The sequence below is a fragment of the Pseudomonas sp. 37 R 15 genome, from assembly GCF_900004865.1.
Classification (GTDB): Bacteria; Pseudomonadota; Gammaproteobacteria; order Pseudomonadales; family Pseudomonadaceae; genus Aquipseudomonas; species Aquipseudomonas fluorescens_AM.
Map to the genome: position 1 here is coordinate 29,259 of NZ_CVTV01000054.1, position 20,902 is coordinate 50,160.

Here is a 20,902-nt window from a genome sequence, read left to right on the forward strand (position 1 = left end):
GACGTATGACCCTGTTTGGCACACCTCAAGAGGTGACACACTCATCTCTTCGCCAGGCAAACTTGAACGATTTGAACTATGCCCGGAATCCGTACTGCTGCACAAGCCAAGGCCTGACTGGAACATCCAGGAAAGTCAGTTGAGGGGCCGCCCGTGAACACGGCGTCGATCCGGCAACCACCGATCAAGTGCTCGCTGGGCGCAAAAAGGGATGGCGTGGGTAGACCCGCAAGGTAGCGATCCTTTTGGGCATGAAAGAGGCAATCATCCTTGCTGAGGCTGATGGCCAGCACACCGATCAGGAAGTCGGCTGCTGGACCAGTATGCGCTTATCAGGCTCCAGCGCAGGCTTTTAGCTTGAGCGACAGACGCGCTCCATTCGCCAGAAGCTGTCTTCTTCACCGACAACGCTGAATCCCATGCGCTCATAAAGCTTTTTGGCCGGATTGGTCTTGAATACGGTCAAACGCAACAGCCCCGGCGTGCGGGCCTTCAAAGCCATCTGTTGCAGCACCCAGCTACCGGCGCCGAGCCCACGGTGCTGCTCGAGCATATGCAATTCGCGGATATAGAGCGCGTTGCTGTCACAGCTCAGGCTGAGGAACCCCAGCACCCGGTCATCCTGGCAAATGATCCAGTTTTCCCGACCGGCCCAGGCCGTGTCGAAGCCATCGTTGGACCACAGCAACTGGTTTTGCTCGTAATAGCGGTTCATCGCCTGGTGAGTCAGGTTTCGTGCAAAGGGCAGGTCCCGGTCCGTAGCAGCGCGCAGGTGGAAGGTCATTTACAGCGCCACCTCAGCGCAGTCGAGGTCAAGGTAGTCATGGTCGGGTTCCGTCAATCAGTGTTGGATGTCGTCAGCATATCGACACTTGCCCCATAGCCGTAAGTCCCGCTGCGCGATAGAAATTACTGATTGAATCCGCCCGCCCAGCTCTAGTAAGCTGCCCGACATCATTTGGAGACCTACCATGTTGCCACTCACCCACACCCAGGTTTGCCCTGCCGCCAGCGCCTCGCGCTCGGTGTCGGCTACCCGTGTGAACGGTTCGAGTGCACTGGTCAGCTTTTATTTTGGGTATTGGTTTAGCCACTGGCGCGCCTGATACCTGAAATCGGCGCCCACTACTCAAGGGGTCGCCTGCCAGAGAAATCTAACCCCCGGTCGGCTCCCCGACCGGGGGTTTTGTTTTTCCAGGCCCTGATAATTTGCTCAACCAAACACACTTGAAGGAATCACGACATGAACTACGCCACCTATTACCGCTACGACACTTGCGCTGCATGGCGATTTAGCCAGCTCCGTTCGGGACAGCCTGCCGCCTCCGATCGGTCACCTCTTGGTGGCAAGCCAACACACGTAGCCGATACGGCCAATTGTCGAACACCCCAGTAGGCCAAGCGTGCGGGAATTGCCCGCCGCTTGCCCAGGAAACCTTGAATATGAACGCCTCTGTCGCAGCTTTACCCGCCTCTACGCTGAACAGCGCCAATGAAGCCCTGACCCAGCGCCTGCCCAGCGCCCATGAGCTCAAGCATCAACTGCCCCTCAGTCCGTTCCTCAATGAACAGGTGCATGCCCATCGTCAAGCCGTGCGCGCCATCCTCGATGGCCAGGACTCACGCTTGCTGGTGATTGTCGGCCCGTGCTCGATACACGACCCGCAGTCGGCCATGGAGTACGCGCGCAACCTGAAGAAGCTGGCGCTTGAAGTCAGCGACCAGATGCTGCTGGTTATCCGCGCCTACGTCGAAAAACCCCGCACCACCATTGGCTGGAAGGGCCTGGCTTACGACCCGCACCTCGACGGCAGCGACGACATGGCCGCAGGCCTGGCCCTGTCCCGGGAACTGATGCGCGAAATGCTGCGCCTGGGCCTGCCGGTCGCCACCGAGCTGTTGCAACCCATGGCCGCCGGCTACTTCGACGACCTGCTCAGCTGGGTCGCGATTGGCGCGCGCACCACCGAATCGCAGATCCACCGCGAAATGGCCAGCGGCCTGGGCATGCCCGTGGGTTTCAAAAACGGGACTGACGGCGGCGTCGCGATTGCCTGTGACGCGATGCGCTCGGCCTCGCACCCGCACCGCCACTTCGGCGTCGACAGCCAGGGGCACCCGGCGATCATCCAGACGCCGGGCAACCCGGACACCCACCTGGTGCTGCGCGGCGGTCACCGTGGGCCGAACTACGATGCGCAGAGTGTGTCCCAGGTGAAACACGACCTGGCCAAGTCCAGGGTCGCTGCGCGCATCATGGTCGATTGCAGCCATGCCAACAGCGGCAAGGACCCGCTGCGCCAGCCAGCGGTGTTCAACGAGGTGCTGGAGCAGCGCTTGCAGGGCGACACGTCGTTGATCGGCATGATGCTCGAAAGCCACCTCTTCGAAGGATGCCAGCCTCTGGGGCCGTCAATGAAATACGGCGTGTCGGTGACGGATGGTTGCCTGGGCTGGGCGGGCACCGAACAGTTGCTACGCAATGCCGCGGTACGCCTTCGTGAACATGGCGACGGTTGACTGGCAACCTTCAAACTGTGGGAGGAGGCTCGGCACACCGGTATCGTGTGCGACGCCCCCACAGTTTTATTGACCGGCCCTGATAACGCTGCACAAGCGCCGGATCAGACCCCGACCACCGATTGGCGCGACAGCGCCCTTAACCAGGGCAAAACCCGCAAGCCGGTCATGGCGTGGGGCGGGTCGATGATTTCCATGAAATGTTCGAGATCGACGTTGTCCGGCACGCCCGGCAGGCGTACCGATACGGTCGGCATGGCGTCGGCGGGTACGCTCAGGTCCAGGTTGTCATATACCAGCACATGGCGTGCCTGAGGGTTGGGCCCGCTTGCATGGGCCGCCAGTACCGCATTGATGATCAGCACATCGAAGGGTTCGGCCGGAATGGCGGTAAGGATCTGGACTTCTTCAAAGGTCTGCACCGGCACAATTCGGTGATACCCCAACTGGTTGAGCATTTTTTCGATGTACAACCGTTGCAAGTGCAAGTCATCGGCGATGAGGATAGTCAGTGCTTTGTTTGGCATGGCAAACCCCTGGGCAGGCAGCGCTCGTCATTGAGCGTCGCCCATTTTCCAGACAAATGCCGAACACAAAATCAGGCATATTCCCCCTTCATGTAGGACTTCTCCCAAAAGCTCCCAATGGCCATTATTCGGCATCACGGCTGATTGCAATAAAGGCTCAGCCCTCCATGCAAAGCGCCGATCGCTTCCTCTACCGCATCGGTCGTCGCCGCCAGCGCGTTGCGGTCTTGCCTTTCACAAACGGCCTCCAGCGCTTCACAGCGAGCGATCAGAACCTGTGCCTTGACCATTCGTGCACCACCCTTGGCGCGATGTGCGAGGTCGTGCAACTTGGCGAAGTCAGCCTTGCGCTGCATCGCCGGCAATAGCGCCCGGTCCGCCTCCAGGCTGTCGAGCAAGGGCATCAGCAGCTCTGCGAGCGCGTGGTGGTCCTCCCCTGTCAACGCGATCAGGGTACTCAAATCAAACGTCGCTGCCTCAGGGCTGGGGGCGTAAGTGGAGCGTGACGCCAACGCCACGCGCAAATCGTCAATCCCGGTGGGTTTGAACAGGCAACCATCCATACCGGCTTGCCGGCAGCGCTCGGCCTCCTCGGGCTGGGCATTGGCGGTGAACCCCAGGAGCAGGCACGGCGCCAGACCTGATTCACGCTCCAGTACGCGGATGTCCCGCGCCAACTGGTAGCCGTTCTTGAACGGCATATTGCAATCGGTAATGACGCCATCGAACTGCCCCGCGCGCCAGTACTCAAGCCCTTGAATGCCGTCTTCGGCCGTGGTGATGCGGTGGCCCAGGAAACTCAACTGCCGAGCCAGCAGCAAACGGTTGGCCGGGTAGTCGTCCACCACCAGAATATTCAAGGCATGAGGCGGCGTGACTGGAGCGCTCGTCGCCGTCCCTTCCTGCGGCACTACAGCGGTCATGACCAGGGCCAGTGTCACATCCAGCCGGGTGCCCTGCCCCAGTACACTGCTCAAGTGCAACCGCCCGCCCATCATTTCGCACAGGTTACGGCTGATCACCAGCCCCAGGCCGGAGCCGCTACGCGCCGATTGCTCACCATTGCTGCCCTGGATAAAGGGGCTGAACAGACGCAACTGGTCCTGTGCACTGATGCCAATGCCGGTGTCCTGCACCCACAATTGCAGTTTCAGGTGCTCCCCTTCGAACGCCCCATGAGCACCGAGCGTGACCTGGCCGTCGTGGGTAAACTTGATGGCATTGCTCAGCAGATTCGATACCACTTGCTTGAAACGCAGTGGGTCAACCAGAACCACGTGATCGATCGATGGATCAAGTTCAACTTGCAGCGCCAACCCCTTGGCCCGCGCCAACCCTTCGAACACGCGTGCCACCGACGTCAGTAATTCGTGCAGATTGGCCGATTCCAGGACCAACGACAGATGACCGGATTCGATCCGTGCGATATCCAGAATATCGCCGATCAACTCCAGCATGCCGCGCGAAGCTTCAGAAGCCACCTCCAGGGCATCCCGGTCCGCCAAGCCCTGTTCGGCGTTCTTCAGGGCCAGCTCGATCATGCCGATCACGGCATTCATTGGCGTGCGGATCTCGTGGCTCATGGTCGCCAGAAAGGTAGTCTTCGCCCGGTTGGCGGCGTCGGCATCGTCCTTGGCTTCCTGCAACTGACCCAACAACTGTTGGCGCTCGCTGACATCTACCCACCCGGCAATCATGCCCACCACTTTCTCGTCACCGTCGCGGTACGGCAACATTCATTGGTAGATGGTCAAGGCCTCGCCACTGGGCAACTTGAGTATACGGTCATGAATCTGTGGCTCACCTTCGGCCATCAAGCGCAGGTAATCCTGATGGAACGACTGGGCCTGTGGCAGGTTGCCGGCGTCGGTTTCAACCACGGTTTTACCAATCACGTCTTCAAGCTTGTAGCCAAATACGTCCAGATAAGCGTTATTGCATGCCATCAAGCGCCCTTGGCGGTCACGCACATAAATCGGGTGGGGGGTGCCGTCGATCAATACGCTCATAAAGCGCATCTGGTCGCTCAAGGCGCGTTCGGCCTGGACGCGCTTGCGAATCAGACTGCGCAGATAGATGGCCCAGCTCAGCGTGACGATCAATAACAGCGCGGCCAGCCCGAACCCCTGAATGATCACGTTGCGGTGACGCAGCCAATAACTGTCTTCGATAATCACCTCGCTGCGCCACTGGGCGATCATCTCGTCCATTTCCTGCGGGGTGATGCTCAGCAGCGCCTTGTCGAGGATCGAATAAAGCTCCAGTTGACTGCGGTTGACCCCGAACGTTATACGCGCCGGTTCCGAGCCGACCGTGCTGGTGATGCGTAACCGATCGCGGTAATACCGGGCGATCATATAGCGCGCGCTGATCAGTGAATTGACTGCCGCCTCCGCTTCGCCTCTGGCCACCATCGCCATCGCTTGCTCCGCGCTGTCGACATCGATGAACACGACGCCGGGGAAGTCCCGCGAGATGGTATCGCGCAATCCGTTGCCGCTGATCATCGCCAGGCGCTTACCCACCATATCTTCCAATGCGACAGGACTGTGTTCATCCCCCCGGGTTACCAGCACCAGGGCATTGGTCAGGTAGGGCCGGGTAAACCGCACTTTTTCGGCGCGTTCGACGCTGGGGGTCACGACTGCCAGCATATCCACCGCGCCCGTGCTGACCTGATCGATCTGACCCGGTATCGAGTTGCCGGGCACCGCATCGAATTTCAAGCCGGTGCGCAGGCTGATACGTGACAGCACCTCGGCGCTCAGCCCCTCGAACTGCCCCTGATCATCGAAGACTGACAGCGGCAGCAGTTTGTCGAGCACCGCTACCTTGACCCGAGGATGCTTGAGGACCCAGCGTTGTTCACTGGCGCTCAGGTGCAACCGGCCAGCGCCGACAATACCGAGGTTGCCGCCACTCCAACGGCGTAATATTTCCATCTGCTCACCGGCGGGAATCGCCTCCAGCGCCGCATTGATGATCGGCTGCAGCCGCGTATTCTGCCGGGTGAACGCAAAAGCGAACGGGTTGACTTCGAGGGTGGAGAAATCCGCCATGCGCACGATATTGAGTTGGTTTCGGTTGATCAGGTAATTGGTACTGATGGCATCGCCCAGATACACATCGGCGCGACCAAAAGCCACTGCGCCGATCGCCTCGAAGGCCGAAGAAAACAATTCCACTCGGGCATGGGGGTAGAAAGCCCGTACCACCTCGGGCTGCAGATAGTGATAAAGCATCGCCACGCGCTTGCCCGCCAAATCATCGTTCAGCGCCTGGCTATCATTGGAACGGGTCACCAGAGTGGGTTGGTCATTGGCGTAGGAGCGAGACAAGATCAGTTGCGGGTCGGCCGCCTCGTAACCATTGGCCGAACCGAGGAAGTCCACGTCGCCTCGCTTGAGGGCTTCGATCACTTCATCGCGAGTTTCGTAGCACCGAACCTCAATGGGGATATTCAGGGCCTGGCTGATCAGCGCAGCAAAATCGGCGGTAATCCCTTCGAGCTCTTCACGGTTATTGGTCAGGTCGAAGGGTGCGTAATCGGGAGCGGACACCCCCATCAGCAATCTGCGCCGTTCGCGCAACCAGCGCCAGTCGGTCTCTGGCAGCGTGACGACGGGAGGGTCAATACGAGAATGACCCAACAGTCGTAACACGTTTGGCTCATCAAGGGCCATCGCGACCATGGGCAACAAGCCCACCCAGAGGATCATAGCGAACCGCTTGAGCGCGATGGCAGTCATTTCAATCAGATCAGATGATTGCGCTGGGCAAATTTGGACAGGTGCACCACTGAGGACATCCGTAACTTCTCCTTGAGACGTGTTTTGTAAGTGCTGATTGTCTTGTGGCTCAACAGCATGTCTTCAGCAATTTCCTTATTGCCCAGCCCCAGGGCCAGCTTCTGCAAGACGGTCAATTCACGGTCCGACAGGCACTCGATCATCTGGCGCTCGGTTTCCTGCAGGTCGTCACGGCGTACCGAGCTGGTGGGCAGGCTCGGGAAACAGCTGTAGCCCGACTGGATAGCTCGGATGGCCTTTTGCAGTTCATCCAGCTCGCCGGTCTTTGCCACGAACCCCATGGCCCCGGCGCGCATGCAACGGGTAGAAAAAAACACCGCCAGGTAGGAGGTCAGCACCAGGACCCGGCACGGCAGGCCCAGGGCCTTGACCCGGCTGATAACCTCCAGCCCGCCCAGCTTGGGCATCGCCAGGTCAAGGATGATCAGCTCGGGACGTTGCTCCCGCGCCAATTGCATTGCATCTGCACCGTCACCCGCCTGATAAATCTCATCGAATCCTTCCTCTTTCAGCAGATATTTGACCGTCGCACGTATAAAAGGATGGTCATCCACGATTAATGCTTTGCTCATACTCACCCCTAGGCGGTCACAGTACCCTTACATATCAAATGGGACCGAGGTACCTGTGAGAAATGACAGTTCCGACAAACGGTACTGCACCCTCCTCAGGACGATAACCACTCGTAGCCTGGTCCCTTCCATTGAAACATCACGAGCAATCACGGCTGGACCCCAACGAGCGACCAGCTGTAAGCGCCCAACCTTAACAATGCAATGACGTTTTGATTGAAGGGATAGTCCTGACTACTTGTAGGATTTTTCCTCACGAAAAGCCTAGTCGATGCTGGCTCGCAGGGCCGTTCATGCACACGGATCAGTCGGTGGTACTGGGGCTCCAGAACGCCTGCACCACCAGGCTGGAGGTGGAAATACGCGCCACCAACGCGTCCAACTCGTCACCGTCGACCGACGTCGCGGCGAGGGTGGCCTCGATTTCGACTTCTTCGCTGCCGAAGGGTCGTACATCCACATCGCTGGCCGGGTAGTTGCATCGCGCCAACTCAGCCTCCAGTAACACCATGACCGCCTGTTGCTGGCTACGCCGCGCGATGACATACAGAATGTTGGTCACCTCGGCCGAGACTACGTCCAACGGCTGACGGTTGATGTTATTGACGATCGGGCGCAGCAACGTATTGGCCGCCAGTACGAACAGCGTTCCCAGCAATGCCTCCAGGATCAGGTCGGCCCCCGCACAGGCGCCGACTGCAGCCGATGCCCACAGGGTCGCGGCCGTGTTGAGCCCGCGCACATTGCCCTCCTCGCGCATGATCACACCGGCCCCCAGAAAACCGATACCCGACACCACGTACGCGACCACGCGCACCGCGCCTTCGGCACCGCCCAGCCGATTGGCCATGTCGACAAAAATCGCCGCGCCGACCGCCACCAGCACGTTAGTGCGCAAACCGGCGGTGCGTTGGCGATATTGGCGTTCGAAGCCGATCAGACCGCCGAGAATAAACGCGGCGGTGAGGCTGACAACGGTGTCGACCAGGGAGTCGAGGTTGATGTTGTTGATGGCCTGCATAAAAAAATCTCCATGACTGCTGCGGCAACTGAAACCCTGTTACTGCCAGCCAAATTTGCGGATGTAGTAGCCCTTCACCGCCTGGGTCAGCGCCATGTACGCCAGCAGAATCACGGGCAGGAACACAAAGTACAGCGACGGCAGCGCCTGCAGTTTGAAGTAATGCGCCAGTGGCCCCATCGGCAGAAAGATCCCGACGGCCATGATCACGCCCGTCATCACCATCAGTGGCATCGCCGCACGGCTTTGCAGGAACGGGATTTTCGGGGTGCGGATCATGTGCACGATCAACGTCTGGGTGAGCAACCCCACCACGAACCAGCCCGACTGGAACAGGGTCTGGTGGTCCGGGGTGTTGGCATCGAACACATACCACATGAGTGCGAACGTGGTGATGTCAAAGATCGAGCTGATCGGCCCGAAGAACAGCATGAAGCGGCCCACATCCGCCGGCTGCCAGCGTTGTGGCTTGGCGAGCATGTCTTCGTCGACATTGTCGAATGGAATCGCGATCTGCGAGATGTCATACAGCAGGTTCTGCACCAGCAGGTGCATCGGCAGCATCGGCAGGAACGGAATAAACGCACTGGCCACCAGCACCGAGAACACATTGCCGAAGTTGGAACTGGCGGTCATCTTGATGTACTTGAGCATGTTGGCGAAGGTGCGGCGACCTTCCAGCACGCCCTCTTCCAGGACCATCAGGCTCTTTTCCAGCAGGATGATGTCGGCGGCCTCCTTGGCGATGTCCACCGCGCTGTCCACCGAAATGCCGATATCCGCGGTACGCAGCGCCGGCGCGTCGTTGATGCCGTCACCCATGAACCCCACCACATGCCCGTTGGCCTTGAGCAGACGCACGATGCGTTCCTTGTGGCTGGGCGTGAGCCTGGCGAATACGTTGGTGGTTTCCACCGCCTGCGCCAGCTCGGCATCGGTCATGTCTTCGATATCGTTGCCCATCAGCAGCCCTTGTTGCTCCAGGCCCACTTCACGGCAGATCTTCGCTGTGACCAGTTCGTTGTCGCCGGTCAGCACTTTCACCGCCACGCCATGCGCCTTCAAAGCCTTGAGGGCGGGCGCGGTGCTTTCCTTGGGCGGGTCGAGAAACGCCACATAGCCGATCAGCGTCAGGTTGTTTTCATCCGCCAGAGTGTAGGTGTCACGCCCGGCCGGCATCGGCTGCGCCGCGACGGCCACCACGCGCAGGCCTTCTTCGTTGAAGGCCGCGGTGACCTGGCGAATGCGCGCCAGCAGCTCTGGCGTCAGTGCTTCATTGACGTCGCCATGGCGCACGCTGGTGCACACCGACAAAATCTCTTCCACCGCGCCCTTGCAGATCAACAGGTGCGGCTGGCCCTGCTCAGCCACCACCACCGACATGCGACGACGGTTGAAATCGAATGGAATCTCGTCAACCTTCTCAAACGCGGTACCGACTTTCAATTCACGATGGATCTCGACATGCTCGAGCACGGCCACATCCAGCAGGTTTTTCAATCCGGTCTGGTAATAGCTGTTGAGGTAGGCCATTTCCAGCACGTCGTCAGACTCCCGGCCCCACACATCCACGTGGCGCGCCAGGAAAATCCTGTCCTGGGTGAGCGTGCCGGTCTTGTCGGTGCACAACACATTCATGGCGCCGAAGTTCTGGATCGCGTCCAGGCGCTTGACGATGACCTTCTTGCGCGACAGGAACACCGCGCCCTTGGCCAACGTCGAGGTGACGATCATCGGCAGCATTTCGGGGGTAAGGCCCACGGCAATCGACAGCGCGAACAGTAACGCTTCGGTCCAGTCACCCTTGGTGAATCCATTGATAAACAACACCAGCGGTGCCATCACGAACATGAAGCGGATCAGCAGCCAGCTGACCTTGTTGACCCCGTGCTGGAACGAGGTGGTGGCGCGGTCGGTTGCCGTGACGCGTTGCGCCAACGCACCGAAGTAGGTGGCGTTGCCCGTGGCAAGAATCACCGCTGTGGCGGCGCCGGACACCACGTTGGTGCCCATGAACAGGATGTTTTCCAGGTCGAGCGGGTTGCGGGTATGGGCATCCTGCTGCTGGGCGAACTTCTCCACCGGCATGGATTCACCGGTCATCGCCGCCTGGCTGACGAAGAGGTCCTTGGCACTGAGTACGCGGCAATCGGCGGGAATCATGTCGCCGGCCGACAACACGATCAGATCGCCCGGCACCAATTGCCTGATCGGCAGTTCAAGGCGCTTGGCCGCGTCCCGGCGCAGCACCGTGGCCGTATTGCTGACCATCGCCTTCAACGCATCGGCGGCCTTGTTCGACTTGGCCTCCTGCCAGAAGCGCAACAGAGTCGACAGCACCACCATGGAGAAAATCACCGTGGCCGCCTTCATGTCCTCGGTCAGCCAGGAGATCACCGCCAGCAAGGTGAGCAGCAGATTGAACGGGTTTTTATAGCAGTGCCACAGGTGCACCCACCAAGGCAGCGGCTGCTCGTGCTCGACCTCATTGAGCCCGTATTGCCCGCGCAGCGCGTCGGCCTCCTGGGTGTTCAGACCCTCGGCGTGGCTGCCCAGCCTGCCCAGCAGTTGCACGGCACTGGCGTTGGCCGCAGCCACCAGGGTGTGCGCCAGGCTGGGCGGCACTTCGCGGCTGACACTGGCGTCGGTCACGGTGTCCAGCATCGCCAGGCGGCGGAAATGCCGGGCGATATGCCGGGTCCGCAGGAAGCCGGCGAAGAACTCTTTAAGCAGCGTGAGGTTCATGGTGTAACTCCTGCGCGAGGAAACCCCGTCGTGCAGGCACTGCCCATCCGCGCTGCACCCATCAAACAGGCACAGCCGAACCTGGCCCGCCCGCCGTAAAAGACAGGCGCGTCCGTAGCCTCCCGAGTCAACTCAGGTGCTGGTCAGCGTCGATGAGAGAGGATCAGGCAGACGCCAGGACTGGCCACTGCCGGGATGCCGCTTCTCGCTTTTGTGGCGAGATAACGGCATCTGAAACATGCGCGTTACCTTGCCAAGTATGTGCCGGTTACCGAAACCGGCCGACGACTGTCACTCGAACAAGTACCCACTGAGGGTCTCCGCTATTGATGAAAACGCGCGAAGCTTACGCCGCGATGTTGGCAGAGTAAACCGTAGGAAAGTGCCTGAATGGGGAATAAGAAATTTCTTCAGGATGGGTTCAGGAACGCCCTCCTCAACCACACCGGCGAACACATGTGGGAGGGGGCTTGCTCCCGAAGACGGTGCGTCAGCTGCGAACTCATTGCCTGATACACCGCATTCGCAATGCAGGCCGCGTACACGGACCGATTGTAAATCCACGGTGATGGAGCCCCTCAATCAACCACCCTGAGCCGTACTGTGGCGCCGTCTGGCAAATCCCTGATCTGCAGTGCCAGATCACCGCAAAACCGAATTTGCTCGACATGATTGATACAACGCACATTGCTCATGTCGTATTCCCCCCCCAATACCGGTGAAATCACGAAATGATAAACTTCGCCCGGCGCCAACGGGCCCAGCATCTTCTCGGCCTGTTCTGCCATCGGTTGCAAATACCAGCCGCGCAGAAACGCCTGGTCCTTGGAAATTTCATCGAGTGCTTCACGTGTCTGCGCAATCATTTCGCAAGAGAGCGTCTCCGGACATAGCCGCCAATAACGCGCCTGCCCGTCCTTGATCATCAAATTGCCAAAGCCGGTAAAGCCCACAACTTCAATGGGGTCGATGCCAACCCACCCCCAGCTTTCGCGTATTGCTTGAATCACGTCCATGCCGCTTCCTCGCAAATCAGCATTTCAATCATCGCGCGTCAGCACTTCCAGCAATTCAATTTCGAAACACAGACTGCTGTTGGGCTTGATATGCGCGCCCATCGAGCGCTCGCCATAGGCCAGGTGCGCCGGTACATACAACGTGCGCACACCGCCAACCTGCATGCCCATCAATCCCTGGTCCCAGCCCTTGATCACGCGGCCGGTGCCGATCACACACTGGAATGGCTTGCCGCGCTGCCATGACGAATCGAACACCGTGCCATCTTCCAGGGTGCCGGTGTATTGAGTGGTGATCAGTGCGCCCTTGACCACGGTTTTGCCGGCGCCCAGGCGGATGTCGGTGACCTGCAGTTCGTCGTTGCTCATGGGAGTCTCATTGAAAGCGTGAAAGGCTGGGGTTTTCCCAGAATCGGCGGGGTTTGGCAAGCGTAGGAACAGTCATCTGGTGGAAATGACCAGCGTGATGGTGGTTCGCTGGAATACATGCTGCCGCGCTGATGCAAAACCAAATGTGGGAGGGGGCTTGCCTCTGAAGGCGGTGCATCAGTCAAGATATCAGTGGCTGACACTCCGCTATCGGGGGCAAGCCCCCTCCCACATTTGGGTCGTCAGCGGCATCGCCACGGGTCCGGCGCCGTACCGCCATTTACTGTGGGAGGGGGCAAGCCCTACCTATAAGCCAGATGTCGTGCTTTCACTCATGAGCCTGCCTGCTATCTTGAATCTCCCCATCGCGGCAGAACTGCGGGATACGGCCATTAAGGGAAGGCAAATAACTCCACCGATAAGCACCAGCAGATGAGGCTGGCTGTCGCTGCAAAAACGCGAAAACCACCTCTGAAGCAATAGCCAATGCTAATTGCTGGCCTGGACATTGATGTCTTCCCGAGCCGAAGCTGAAGGTTCGTCGTTGCATTCGCTTGAGCAAGAAGCTGTCGGGGTCCGGGTTGGCGCAGGGGTCTCGGTTGGCAGCGGCGAGCAATAATAAAATGGCATCGCCCGCCTCTAAAACGCTGCCATCAATCGTGCATCGCCTGGCAACAAACCGCCGAGTATTTTGTACCGGTGAATCGTAGCGGGCTACCTCGGCCACCCACTCAGCGACGAGCGTCGGTGTGGCCTGCATGTCTTCGAACAGGTCAGGATTACGCTGGAGCGCTATGAGGGTGTTGCCGATCAGCCCAGCGGTGGCTTCGCAGGTCTGTGAAAACAGTCCGATCATATTCGCTACCAACGCGTCATCGTCTTTCCAGGCTGAGGCTTCGTAATCGCGATAAAGACGGCCCAATACGCCGCTACCCTTATCGTCGTGACTCAATAGCTCCCCGAACATCTGGCTCAGCCGAGCCGCCCCGCAATGGGCTCTACTGAGTTGAGCCTCGTCACTTAACGGCGAAAGACAGGCGACAAAATCCCGTGTCAGTTGCGCGACTTCTTGTAGCTGGGTGGATGTGAAGCCTATCAAGGTCGCCATGACCGACACCGGTAACCTGAACATCCACTCATTCGGGTTATCGCCAGAGACATCAAGTGTCTCAACACCCTGCGCCACAATGTCTGCGATGTTTTCCGTGCCCATCCAGGCCAGGGTGGGTTCGATGACCCTCCGGGGGCACTGGTGTTGCGTGCCCTCGTTCATGCGCATCAAACGACCGAAAATATCGCCTGCGGCGCCTTGTGCAATGGCCGCTGGAATCGGCTCGTGCAATGGACGTACAAGGCAGTCGGGATGTTCCAGAATGGCCTCGATAACGCAGGCGCCACTGGCAACCCATAACCCAAGATTGGCATCAAATGACAGGCCCCTTTGATGCCTGATGCGTGCGTAATAACCGTAGGGGTCGATATGGGTAGCGGCTTCAAACGGCGTCATTTGGCGGTCCTTTTCACAAAGAACGGCTACTATCGAACAATCGTCACACCGACAATTCGCTCAGGAACGAAATATGGATTCCCAAAGCAATGACACCGCCATTTCTCGTGTCGCAGGCGCCATTGCGGAACCCGCAAGGACAAAAATGCTTTGCTCGCTGATGGACGGTCACGCCCGTACCAGTACCGAAATGGCCGTCATCGCCGACATCAGTGCATCCACGGCAAGCGCACACTTGGCAAGGCTTAAAGAGGACGGTTTGGTCAAGCTGCACACGCAGGGCAGGCACCGCTACTTCAGCCTGGCAGACGCGCACGTGGCCCGAGCTATTGAAGCCCTCATGGTGATCAGCCGAAACGCGCAGACCCGGTTTGTTTCGACGACCCCCCATCGATTGCAGTTGGCGCGGACCTGCTATGACCACATGGCAGGATCCCTGGCGGTACAACTGCACGACTATTTCATCGACTCAGGCTGGTTGAGCCTGCCGGATGCTGGCGACGGTACGTATCAGCTCACCGTGGAGGGCGAAAAAGGGATGACAGGGCTCGGTATCGAGATAGAAACCGTAAGGGCACAGCGACGTCGTTTCGCTTGCTCATGCCTGGATTGGAGCATGCGCCGCCCTCACCTCGCCGGCGCCTTGGGGGCCGCTGTTCTGCAGGCCGTTACCAGCCGCAAATGGGTTATCCAGGACCTCGATAGTCGGGCGTTGGCATTGACGCCCAAGGGGCGAAAGGAGCTGTACGGCAGATTTGGAATCAAGGTTGAGGAGAAATCAGGCGCCACGCCCTCATGAGACCGGTACAGGCTACGGAGCGCTGGGTCGGTCCCGCTCAACCTGCGCCAGGTAGCCGTCAATGGTCCCATTGCCGAGTGGCTTGATCTGGATAGAGACCCTGCTCACCTGACGCCCCATCGCGATGCCCTCTCGGGTTCGCACCTGTACATACCCAAGCCTGGGCCAAAAGCGCTCGGCCCTGGTATTGCCCACCACCACCGTCAACCGCAGCCACCGGGCGCCCTTCGCCGCCGCCCATGCCTCAAGGTCCGTGTGCAAGCGCTGCGCCAGCCCGCTGCCGTGCCAGCGCGTATGCACCAGCAGCAAGCCGATATGCCATACCCCGGCGGCAAGCAAATCCGCAGCGATATTCACCACAGCGACCAGTTGATCCTGCGCATCGCGGTAGCCCAGCCAGTACATGCGGCTGCAATGCCAACCTGCGGGTAATTGGCCGCGCAATTCGTCCCGCGCTTCGGTCGGGGTAGCCGGTTCACCATTCACCGCGATGAAATAATCCGGCGCCTGTTCAAAAAATTCTTGCAGCTCAGCCTCATCGCCGCCAAGCAGCTCGACCACCTGAATGTTTTCGAGGGAGCAGCCAGGTAACACATGTGGATCAACATCCATTTTCAATCCCTTCAATCATCGCGCGTCAGCACTTCCAGCAATTCAATTTCGAAACGCAGGTTGCTGTTTGGCTTGAAATGCGCGCCCATCGAGCGCTCACCATAGGGCAGATGCGCCGGTACATACAACGTGCGTACACCGCCGTACCACAATTTACTGTGGGAGGGGAATCGCCCCCGATAGCGGTGCATCAGTCACCACATCGTTGACTGACACTCTGCAATCGGGGGCAAGCCCCCTCCCACCTTTGGATCGCAGCGCATCAGTCAGATAGCCGTCGGCTGTGAGGCTGTCATCGGCTTCGCCACAGGTCACAGCGCCGTACCACAATTTACTGTGGGAGGGGGCTTGCCCCCGATAGCGGTGCATCAGTCACCACATCGTTGACGGACACGCTGCTATCGGGAGCAAGCCCCCTCCCACCTTTTGATCGGCGTGCATCCAGCGGTCAGGCGTTACAACCAATGCCAGAACCGGCTCCAGAACCCTCGTCCCAACTCATCCTTGCACCCGGCGTATTGCCGCGCATACAGCTGCGAACGCGCCTGTACCTTGCTTGCCACCGGCAGTAGCCAGGCTTTGCTGGCGTAGGTGCGCTGGCGGTAGCCGCCCCAGCCTTCGTGGTAATTGAGGTACTGGCCGTAAGCGTCGTATTTGTAGACGCCGTTGATGGTGTAGGTCTTGTCCATGTACCAACCGATGAAGTCGATGGCGTCGTCGAAATCCTCGCGATCGGCGCCGCTGCGACCGGTGCTTTTGCGGTAGTCATTCCATACCTCATCCTTGGCCTGGGCATAGCCGGAAGCCGTGGACACGCGGCCCCAGGGGATGATCCACAGCAGGTATTTACGCGGGGTCTTGGCGTCGTAGCGAAAGCCCGACTCCTGATACATGATTGCGAACGGTACCTGGATCGGTACGCCCCAGCGCTTTTGCGTGACCTTGGCGGCGTCGTACCAGTCGTCCTTTTCGCGGAAGATACCGCAGATGTCGTTGGGCGTGCGTGGCGGCGAGGTGCCGCACGCCGCCAACAGAGAGGTGAGTAATAACAGTCCGACGGCTTTGCCTGCGCTCAAGGGGCACCTTTGCGTGATACGCGTAAAATGTCGGGCATTTTACGCGTTCACCGAGGCGGCGTCCTTGCCGCAGACAGTTTTTAAGCCAATGGCACGCGACGGGTTGTCAGCGCGATACGACCGACAAAGAAGCTCAAGGCCGCACCCAACAGCAGCATCGCCAAGGTGCTCCAGGCTGCACGAGACAGTTGCTTGGCCGCCACTTCACCGGCTTCACGGGCTTTCTGTTCGGCCTGTTGCTTGAGCTCTTCGACTTTCTGCATGGCCTGCTGATAAGCCTGGGCATAGTTATCGACGATCTGCGTGGCTTCTTCCTTGCTCTTGCCGGTACGCGCCGCGACGATGTTGACCAGGGCTTCTTTATCCGCAGCATTGAGTGCAGGCTCGCCGGACGCTTTCACGCGCTCGAACCACTGCTTGAGTTCATCGCCCGCCTGGGCAGGGTTGGTCGCTGCATCAGTCGCCGTTTGCTTGCCATCGGCGGCAGCCTGGTCGGTTTTCTGCTCGACGTTGGCTGGGTCCAGCTCAGGCTTGCCTGTTTGCTTGAGCAAGGTATCGAGTTGGCCTTGCAGGCTGTTCCAGTCCAGCTGGATACCCTGCTCATTCAACTGCTGCTTGATGCTGTCGCCGATCCCCGGTGCGGCGGCGGCAATACCACTGCCGGCAGCCGACAGACCTTTACCCACCACGTTGCCTGCGGTGCCCACTACGCTGGAGGCCAATCCTGCCAGCAGCCAGGTGGTCAGCAAGGTGGTCAGGGTCCAGGTCAGCACCCCGTGCAGGCCGCCACGGTCCGGCGCGGTGCGCCCGGCCACGAACGCGCCCAGTGCCACGGCTATCAGCGTCGAAACGAACAGCCAGACCCCGGCCCCCGTGCCGAAGCCGCTTAGCGGATTACCCGCCTCCATTGGCTCGACGGCACTGGCGCCAATGGCCGTACCCAGCACGCTCAAGACCAGATAGGTCACCAGTGCAATTGCACTACCGGCCAATACCGAGCTCCACGACACCCGAAACAGCGATCGATTGGTCTCATAGACAGTCGTCATACAAAGGTCCTTTTCAAATTATCGGAGCAAGGCCAAGTGCCTTGTTGGGTGTGAGTGTGGCGAAACGACATACGTTCAGTCGTGGCCCAAATGCACTATCTGGCCTGGTGCATTCGCACTCCCGCGGGGACAATTTCTCTGCACTATCCAGAACCTGGAATGTCGTAATTCAATGCGTCCAGCCCTCGGAGAATCTATGACACAGGATGTTCTTGCCAAAGAAACCAACCGCCGCCAACTGCAACAGATCATCTCCGGGTTATCCGACGGCGTGATCCTGGCGGAGGTCGACCAGACCATTCTCTGGGCGAACGAGGCCGCACTGGCCATGCATGGCGTAGGTGACGTCATGGGGCTGGGCGCCAACACCCAGCAATACGCCGAGCGCTTCGGTTTGCGCTATCGCAACAACCACCCTTTGCAACTGGACAGCTACCCCCTGGCCCGCGCGGCGGCAGGAGAAGAATTCAGCGACGTGATCGTGGAGGTCATTCCTACCGCCGACCAGGAAAAGACCTGGGTGCACCGCCTGCGCAGCCTGATCATCACTGACGCGCAGGGTGAGCCGGAACTGCTGGTGCTGATCCTCAGCGATGCCACCGAATGGGCCAGCGCCGAGCAGCGCTTCGAAAAAACTTTCAACGCCAACCCCGCACCTGCCGTGATCTGCCGCCTGAGCGACCTGCGCTACATCAAGGTCAATCAGGGTTTTCTGGAGATGACCGGCTACAACCGCGACCAGGTCATCGGCAAATCCGTGTACGAACTGGACGTGCTCGAACACGCCGAGCGCAAGGACCTGGCGATCGAGCGCCTGGGGCAAGGCGCGACCATTCCGCAGATGCAGGCCGAATTGAGGTTGCCCGAAGGCGGCAGCAAGCTGGTTGTGGTGGCCGGCCAACCCCTGGACATGAATGAAGAAGACTGCATGCTGTTCTCGTTCATGGACCTGGAGCCGCGTCGCAAGGCGGAAATCGCCCTGCGCCAGAGCGAAGAGCGATTCGCCAAATCCTTCCGCCTGACGCCGGTGCCGACCCTGGTGTGCAACGCTGCCAATCGTCAGGTTGTGGACGTCAACGAAGCATTCATGAGCATCACGGGTTACATCAGTGAAGAACTGATCGGTAAGTCCATCGAAGAAATCAACTTCATCGACAGCCCGCCTACCAGCGCGCAATTGTTCGCCACGCTGGAAAAGGCCGGAAACCTCGACGGCCACGACCTCAAGGTACGCAAGAAAGGCAATGAACTGATCGATTGCGTGGTGTCCGCAGACACCGTAGTGATCCAGGATGTGCCGTGCTACCTGCTGGTGTTCATGAACATTACCGAACGCAAGCGCTCGGAGCTGGAGCTGGTGGCGGCCATCGAAGAAGTGATGCAGGACGCCTCCTGGTTCAGCCAGACCTTGATCGAGAAACTGGCCAATGCCAAAAGCGTTAACAGCCCTAACCTGCCGAACGTATCCTTCACCGACCTCACGGCCCGTGAACGGGACGTGCTGGGCTTGATCTGCGAGGGCCTGGCCGATAAGGAAATCGCTTCGCGCTTGAAGCTGGCACCCAATACCGTGCGCAATCATGTGGCGACGGTGTACTCCAAACTGGGCGTCCACAGCCGCAGTTCGGCGATTGTCTGGGCCCGTGAACGCGGGCTGTTTGCTGGCGAACTGCGGGTAAAAAACAAGCGCTGAGAGTGCAAATGCACTAGTTCATCTAGTGCGAATTCGCCTTATTAGCTGGCGGCGCAATCAATAACCTTCAAGGCATCGTATCTGTGCCTTGAAGGAACCTGCATGTTTACCCTCTCTCAACTGCGAAATTGCATCGAAGAAGGCCTGTCGCCGCTGACGTGCGAATTCACCCTGTGCCGGGATGCGTCCTTGACCCTCAAAGTATTCGACGCCGAAACCGGCCGAGTCGACCTGGTGGTCACCGGCATCAGCACCAAACGGCTGCAGACGCCGGAAGAAGTGGCCAAGATGGTCGATGAATTGCGCTACGAACTGCAGAGCAATACCGTCGGCAAACTCAACCTGGATGACTTGCCTTCAGCTTCGCCCCAATAAAATAGAACACCCCGCCCCCTACGATAAATGCCCCGAGCATATAAAACATGTAATGCGCCGGCAGGCTGGCCAGCACCAGTCCGCATAACACCGGCCCCAATGCGGCACCGAGATTGGCCAGGTTCTGTGCGCCGTAATACATGCCGCGCAAAGGGTCAGGCGCAATCCGGTCGATAAACATGTACTCGGCCGGAAACACGATGATTTCCCCCACGGTAAACACCGCCATCGCCAGCACCCACCACAGCAGGCTGGTCGACAACGCAAAGCCAATCAACCCCAGCATGAACATACTCAAGCCCGCGATCAGCCACTGGCTCAAGTGGCGGTGCGAGATGCGCCGGCCAATCAGGTATTGCAAGGCAATCACCAGCACGGCATTGGTGGTGAGTATTGTGCTGATTACCGTGTAGGTGTATTCGGCGGTGGTGGTAGTCACCAGATATTGCGATAGATAGGCCACGAACTGACCGAACACCACGGCACTGAGCAGCCCACCAACGGTGAAACACACCAAGCGGTGATCCTTGAGCAGCACACGACCTACGGCGAGGAATGACACCGGTTTTTGCGTGGCGTCGACGGTGGTCAGCGAGCGGTCGCCCAGACGCCAATACAGTAGGAAAAAACCCGCGCCCAACAGCGCCGACAGAATAAACGGCAGGCTGATATCCAGCTTGGCCACCATCGCGCCAAAAAACGGCCCCACGGCATAGCCGATATTGGTCAGGGTGTATTTGATGGAGAACACTTCGCTGCGCCCATCCTCGGGCAGCACGCTGGCGAAACCGGCCTTGATCGCGATATCGATGACCGCATAAGCCAGGTTGATCAGAATCAGGCAGCTGTAGAACGTCCAGACAGTCTGCGCCAGGACCGTACCGATGAAACCCAGCACAAACACCAGGCTCAAACCGAGCAACAAGCGGTAACTGTTGACGCGATCGACGAGGAAACCGCCATAGACGCTGAGCAGCGAGCCGACGATCAGCGAACTGCCGATCACCAGGCCGACCTGGCTGATGTCGAGGGCAAAATGACCGGTGAGATAGATCACCAGGTACGGAAACGTGATCGCCTTGGCCAACGTCAGCAGTAACGTGGCGGACAACAACAAGTTTACCGTGCGGGGATAGTTTCTTATTGTGGCAAGCATCCTGCTCTCTTTCTTTGAAGGTAACGCGACCATTGCGGTCGGTTACCTTAACGCAA

General features: G+C 59.2%; 16 protein-coding genes and 3 pseudogenes. 5 read left to right on the top strand and 14 right to left on the bottom strand.

Going from position 1 to position 20,902, the window contains the following annotated elements:
- The first annotated feature begins 117 nt into the window (after positions 1 to 117).
- Positions 118 to 356 (top strand): annotated as a pseudogene (locus BFQ04_RS30090) (DNA-binding protein).
- On the opposite strand, the gene BFQ04_RS20005 reads toward BFQ04_RS30090, so the two are convergent.
- Positions 353 to 784, bottom strand: coding sequence for a GNAT family N-acetyltransferase (locus BFQ04_RS20005; RefSeq protein ID WP_065952243.1), 432 nt, complete (start codon positions 782 to 784; stop codon positions 353 to 355). The pseudogene BFQ04_RS30090 and the gene BFQ04_RS20005 overlap by 4 nt on opposite strands.
- A gap of 659 nt (positions 785 to 1,443) precedes the next feature.
- Between BFQ04_RS20005 and BFQ04_RS20010 the strand changes: the two genes are divergently transcribed.
- A complete protein-coding gene (locus BFQ04_RS20010) occupies positions 1,444 to 2,520 on the top strand; it encodes a 3-deoxy-7-phosphoheptulonate synthase (protein ID WP_065952244.1) in 1,077 nt (358 codons plus the stop codon).
- A gap of 104 nt (positions 2,521 to 2,624) precedes the next feature.
- Here the strand turns inward: BFQ04_RS20010 and BFQ04_RS20015 are convergent, their stop codons facing one another.
- From BFQ04_RS20015 to BFQ04_RS20050, 8 genes and pseudogenes are all read right to left on the bottom strand, one after another.
- The gene (locus BFQ04_RS20015) at positions 2,625 to 3,047 is read right to left on the bottom strand and encodes a chemotaxis protein CheY (RefSeq protein ID WP_065952245.1); all 423 of its coding nucleotides are present in this window, start codon (positions 3,045 to 3,047) and stop codon (positions 2,625 to 2,627) included.
- Between the two features lie 134 nt (positions 3,048 to 3,181).
- Positions 3,182 to 6,766: pseudogene (locus BFQ04_RS20020) on the bottom strand (transporter substrate-binding domain-containing protein).
- Between the two features lie 35 nt (positions 6,767 to 6,801).
- Positions 6,802 to 7,428: a response regulator transcription factor gene (locus tag BFQ04_RS20025; RefSeq protein ID WP_065952246.1), complete on the bottom strand. Its 627-nt coding sequence runs from the start codon at positions 7,426 to 7,428 to the stop codon at positions 6,802 to 6,804.
- A 304-nt stretch (positions 7,429 to 7,732) separates the two neighbouring features.
- Complete coding sequence (locus BFQ04_RS20030) at positions 7,733 to 8,449, bottom strand: MgtC/SapB family protein (RefSeq protein WP_065888250.1); 717 nt, start codon at positions 8,447 to 8,449, stop codon at positions 7,733 to 7,735.
- Between the two features lie 39 nt (positions 8,450 to 8,488).
- Entirely contained in the window at positions 8,489 to 11,194 is a 2,706-nt protein-coding gene (gene mgtA / locus BFQ04_RS20035) for a magnesium-translocating P-type ATPase (RefSeq protein ID WP_065952247.1), read from the bottom strand.
- A gap of 578 nt (positions 11,195 to 11,772) precedes the next feature.
- Positions 11,773 to 12,210 (bottom strand): T6SS immunity protein Tdi1 domain-containing protein, encoded by a 438-nt coding sequence (locus BFQ04_RS20040; RefSeq protein ID WP_065952248.1) that lies wholly within the window; start codon positions 12,208 to 12,210, stop codon positions 11,773 to 11,775.
- Positions 12,211 to 12,234: 24 nt separating this feature from the next.
- Positions 12,235 to 12,579 carry an FKBP-type peptidyl-prolyl cis-trans isomerase gene (locus BFQ04_RS20045; protein ID WP_065952249.1) on the bottom strand — a complete coding sequence of 115 codons (345 nt, stop codon included), beginning with the start codon at positions 12,577 to 12,579 and terminating at the stop codon, positions 12,235 to 12,237.
- Positions 12,580 to 12,907: 328 nt separating this feature from the next.
- Positions 12,908 to 14,086, bottom strand: a complete 1,179-nt coding sequence (locus tag BFQ04_RS20050) for a cytochrome P450 (protein WP_065952250.1) — start codon at positions 14,084 to 14,086, stop codon at positions 12,908 to 12,910.
- Between the two features lie 73 nt (positions 14,087 to 14,159).
- Here BFQ04_RS20050 and BFQ04_RS20055 point away from each other — a divergent pair, with 73 nt between their 5' ends.
- The gene (locus BFQ04_RS20055; RefSeq protein ID WP_065952251.1) at positions 14,160 to 14,885 is read left to right on the top strand and encodes an ArsR/SmtB family transcription factor; all 726 of its coding nucleotides are present in this window, start codon (positions 14,160 to 14,162) and stop codon (positions 14,883 to 14,885) included.
- A gap of 12 nt (positions 14,886 to 14,897) precedes the next feature.
- On the opposite strand, the gene BFQ04_RS20060 is transcribed toward BFQ04_RS20055, so the two are convergent.
- The 4 genes and pseudogenes from BFQ04_RS20060 to BFQ04_RS20075 all read right to left on the bottom strand — a co-directional run bounded on the left by BFQ04_RS20060 (position 14,898) and on the right by BFQ04_RS20075 (position 17,622).
- Positions 14,898 to 15,497 (bottom strand): GNAT family N-acetyltransferase, encoded by a 600-nt coding sequence (locus BFQ04_RS20060; protein ID WP_065952252.1) that lies wholly within the window; start codon positions 15,495 to 15,497, stop codon positions 14,898 to 14,900.
- Between the two features lie 11 nt (positions 15,498 to 15,508).
- Positions 15,509 to 15,640 (bottom strand): annotated as a pseudogene (locus BFQ04_RS20065) (FKBP-type peptidyl-prolyl cis-trans isomerase); the annotation flags it as partial.
- 312 nt (positions 15,641 to 15,952) lie between these two features.
- Complete coding sequence (locus tag BFQ04_RS20070) at positions 15,953 to 16,573, bottom strand: transglycosylase SLT domain-containing protein (protein ID WP_065952253.1); 621 nt, start codon at positions 16,571 to 16,573, stop codon at positions 15,953 to 15,955.
- An 80-nt stretch (positions 16,574 to 16,653) separates the two neighbouring features.
- Entirely contained in the window at positions 16,654 to 17,622 is a 969-nt protein-coding gene (locus BFQ04_RS20075) for a hypothetical protein (protein WP_065952254.1), read from the bottom strand.
- Between the two features lie 196 nt (positions 17,623 to 17,818).
- On the opposite strand from BFQ04_RS20075, the gene BFQ04_RS20080 reads away from it, so the two are divergent.
- The gene (locus BFQ04_RS20080) at positions 17,819 to 19,315 is read left to right on the top strand and encodes a PAS domain S-box protein (protein WP_065952255.1); all 1,497 of its coding nucleotides are present in this window, start codon (positions 17,819 to 17,821) and stop codon (positions 19,313 to 19,315) included.
- A gap of 102 nt (positions 19,316 to 19,417) precedes the next feature.
- Entirely contained in the window at positions 19,418 to 19,690 is a 273-nt protein-coding gene (locus tag BFQ04_RS20085) for a DUF1652 domain-containing protein (protein WP_065952256.1), read from the top strand.
- Here BFQ04_RS20085 and BFQ04_RS20090 read toward each other — a convergent pair.
- Positions 19,653 to 20,846, bottom strand: coding sequence for an MFS transporter (locus BFQ04_RS20090; RefSeq protein ID WP_065952257.1), 1,194 nt, complete (start codon positions 20,844 to 20,846; stop codon positions 19,653 to 19,655). The genes BFQ04_RS20085 and BFQ04_RS20090 overlap by 38 nt on opposite strands.
- Positions 20,847 to 20,902: the final 56 nt, after the last annotated feature.

Bases quoted from the DNA above. Each gene is read 5' to 3' on its own strand.
- BFQ04_RS20005 (WP_065952243.1), bottom strand. From the start codon at position 784: ATGACCTTCCACCTGCGCGCTGCTACGGACCGGGACCTGCCCTTTGCA.
- BFQ04_RS20010 (WP_065952244.1), top strand. From the start codon at position 1,444: ATGAACGCCTCTGTCGCAGCTTTACCCGCCTCTACGCTGAACAGCGCC.
- BFQ04_RS20015 (WP_065952245.1), bottom strand. From the start codon at position 3,047: ATGCCAAACAAAGCACTGACTATCCTCATCGCCGATGACTTGCACTTG.
- BFQ04_RS20025 (WP_065952246.1), bottom strand. From the start codon at position 7,428: ATGAGCAAAGCATTAATCGTGGATGACCATCCTTTTATACGTGCGACG.
- BFQ04_RS20030 (WP_065888250.1), bottom strand. From the start codon at position 8,449: ATGCAGGCCATCAACAACATCAACCTCGACTCCCTGGTCGACACCGTT.
- mgtA (WP_065952247.1), bottom strand. From the start codon at position 11,194: ATGAACCTCACGCTGCTTAAAGAGTTCTTCGCCGGCTTCCTGCGGACC.
- BFQ04_RS20040 (WP_065952248.1), bottom strand. From the start codon at position 12,210: ATGGACGTGATTCAAGCAATACGCGAAAGCTGGGGGTGGGTTGGCATC.
- BFQ04_RS20045 (WP_065952249.1), bottom strand. From the start codon at position 12,579: ATGAGCAACGACGAACTGCAGGTCACCGACATCCGCCTGGGCGCCGGC.
- BFQ04_RS20050 (WP_065952250.1), bottom strand. From the start codon at position 14,086: ATGACGCCGTTTGAAGCCGCTACCCATATCGACCCCTACGGTTATTAC.
- BFQ04_RS20055 (WP_065952251.1), top strand. From the start codon at position 14,160: ATGGATTCCCAAAGCAATGACACCGCCATTTCTCGTGTCGCAGGCGCC.
- BFQ04_RS20060 (WP_065952252.1), bottom strand. From the start codon at position 15,497: ATGGATGTTGATCCACATGTGTTACCTGGCTGCTCCCTCGAAAACATT.
- BFQ04_RS20075 (WP_065952254.1), bottom strand. From the start codon at position 17,622: ATGACGACTGTCTATGAGACCAATCGATCGCTGTTTCGGGTGTCGTGG.
- BFQ04_RS20080 (WP_065952255.1), top strand. From the start codon at position 17,819: ATGACACAGGATGTTCTTGCCAAAGAAACCAACCGCCGCCAACTGCAA.
- BFQ04_RS20085 (WP_065952256.1), top strand. From the start codon at position 19,418: ATGTTTACCCTCTCTCAACTGCGAAATTGCATCGAAGAAGGCCTGTCG.
- BFQ04_RS20090 (WP_065952257.1), bottom strand. From the start codon at position 20,846: ATGCTTGCCACAATAAGAAACTATCCCCGCACGGTAAACTTGTTGTTG.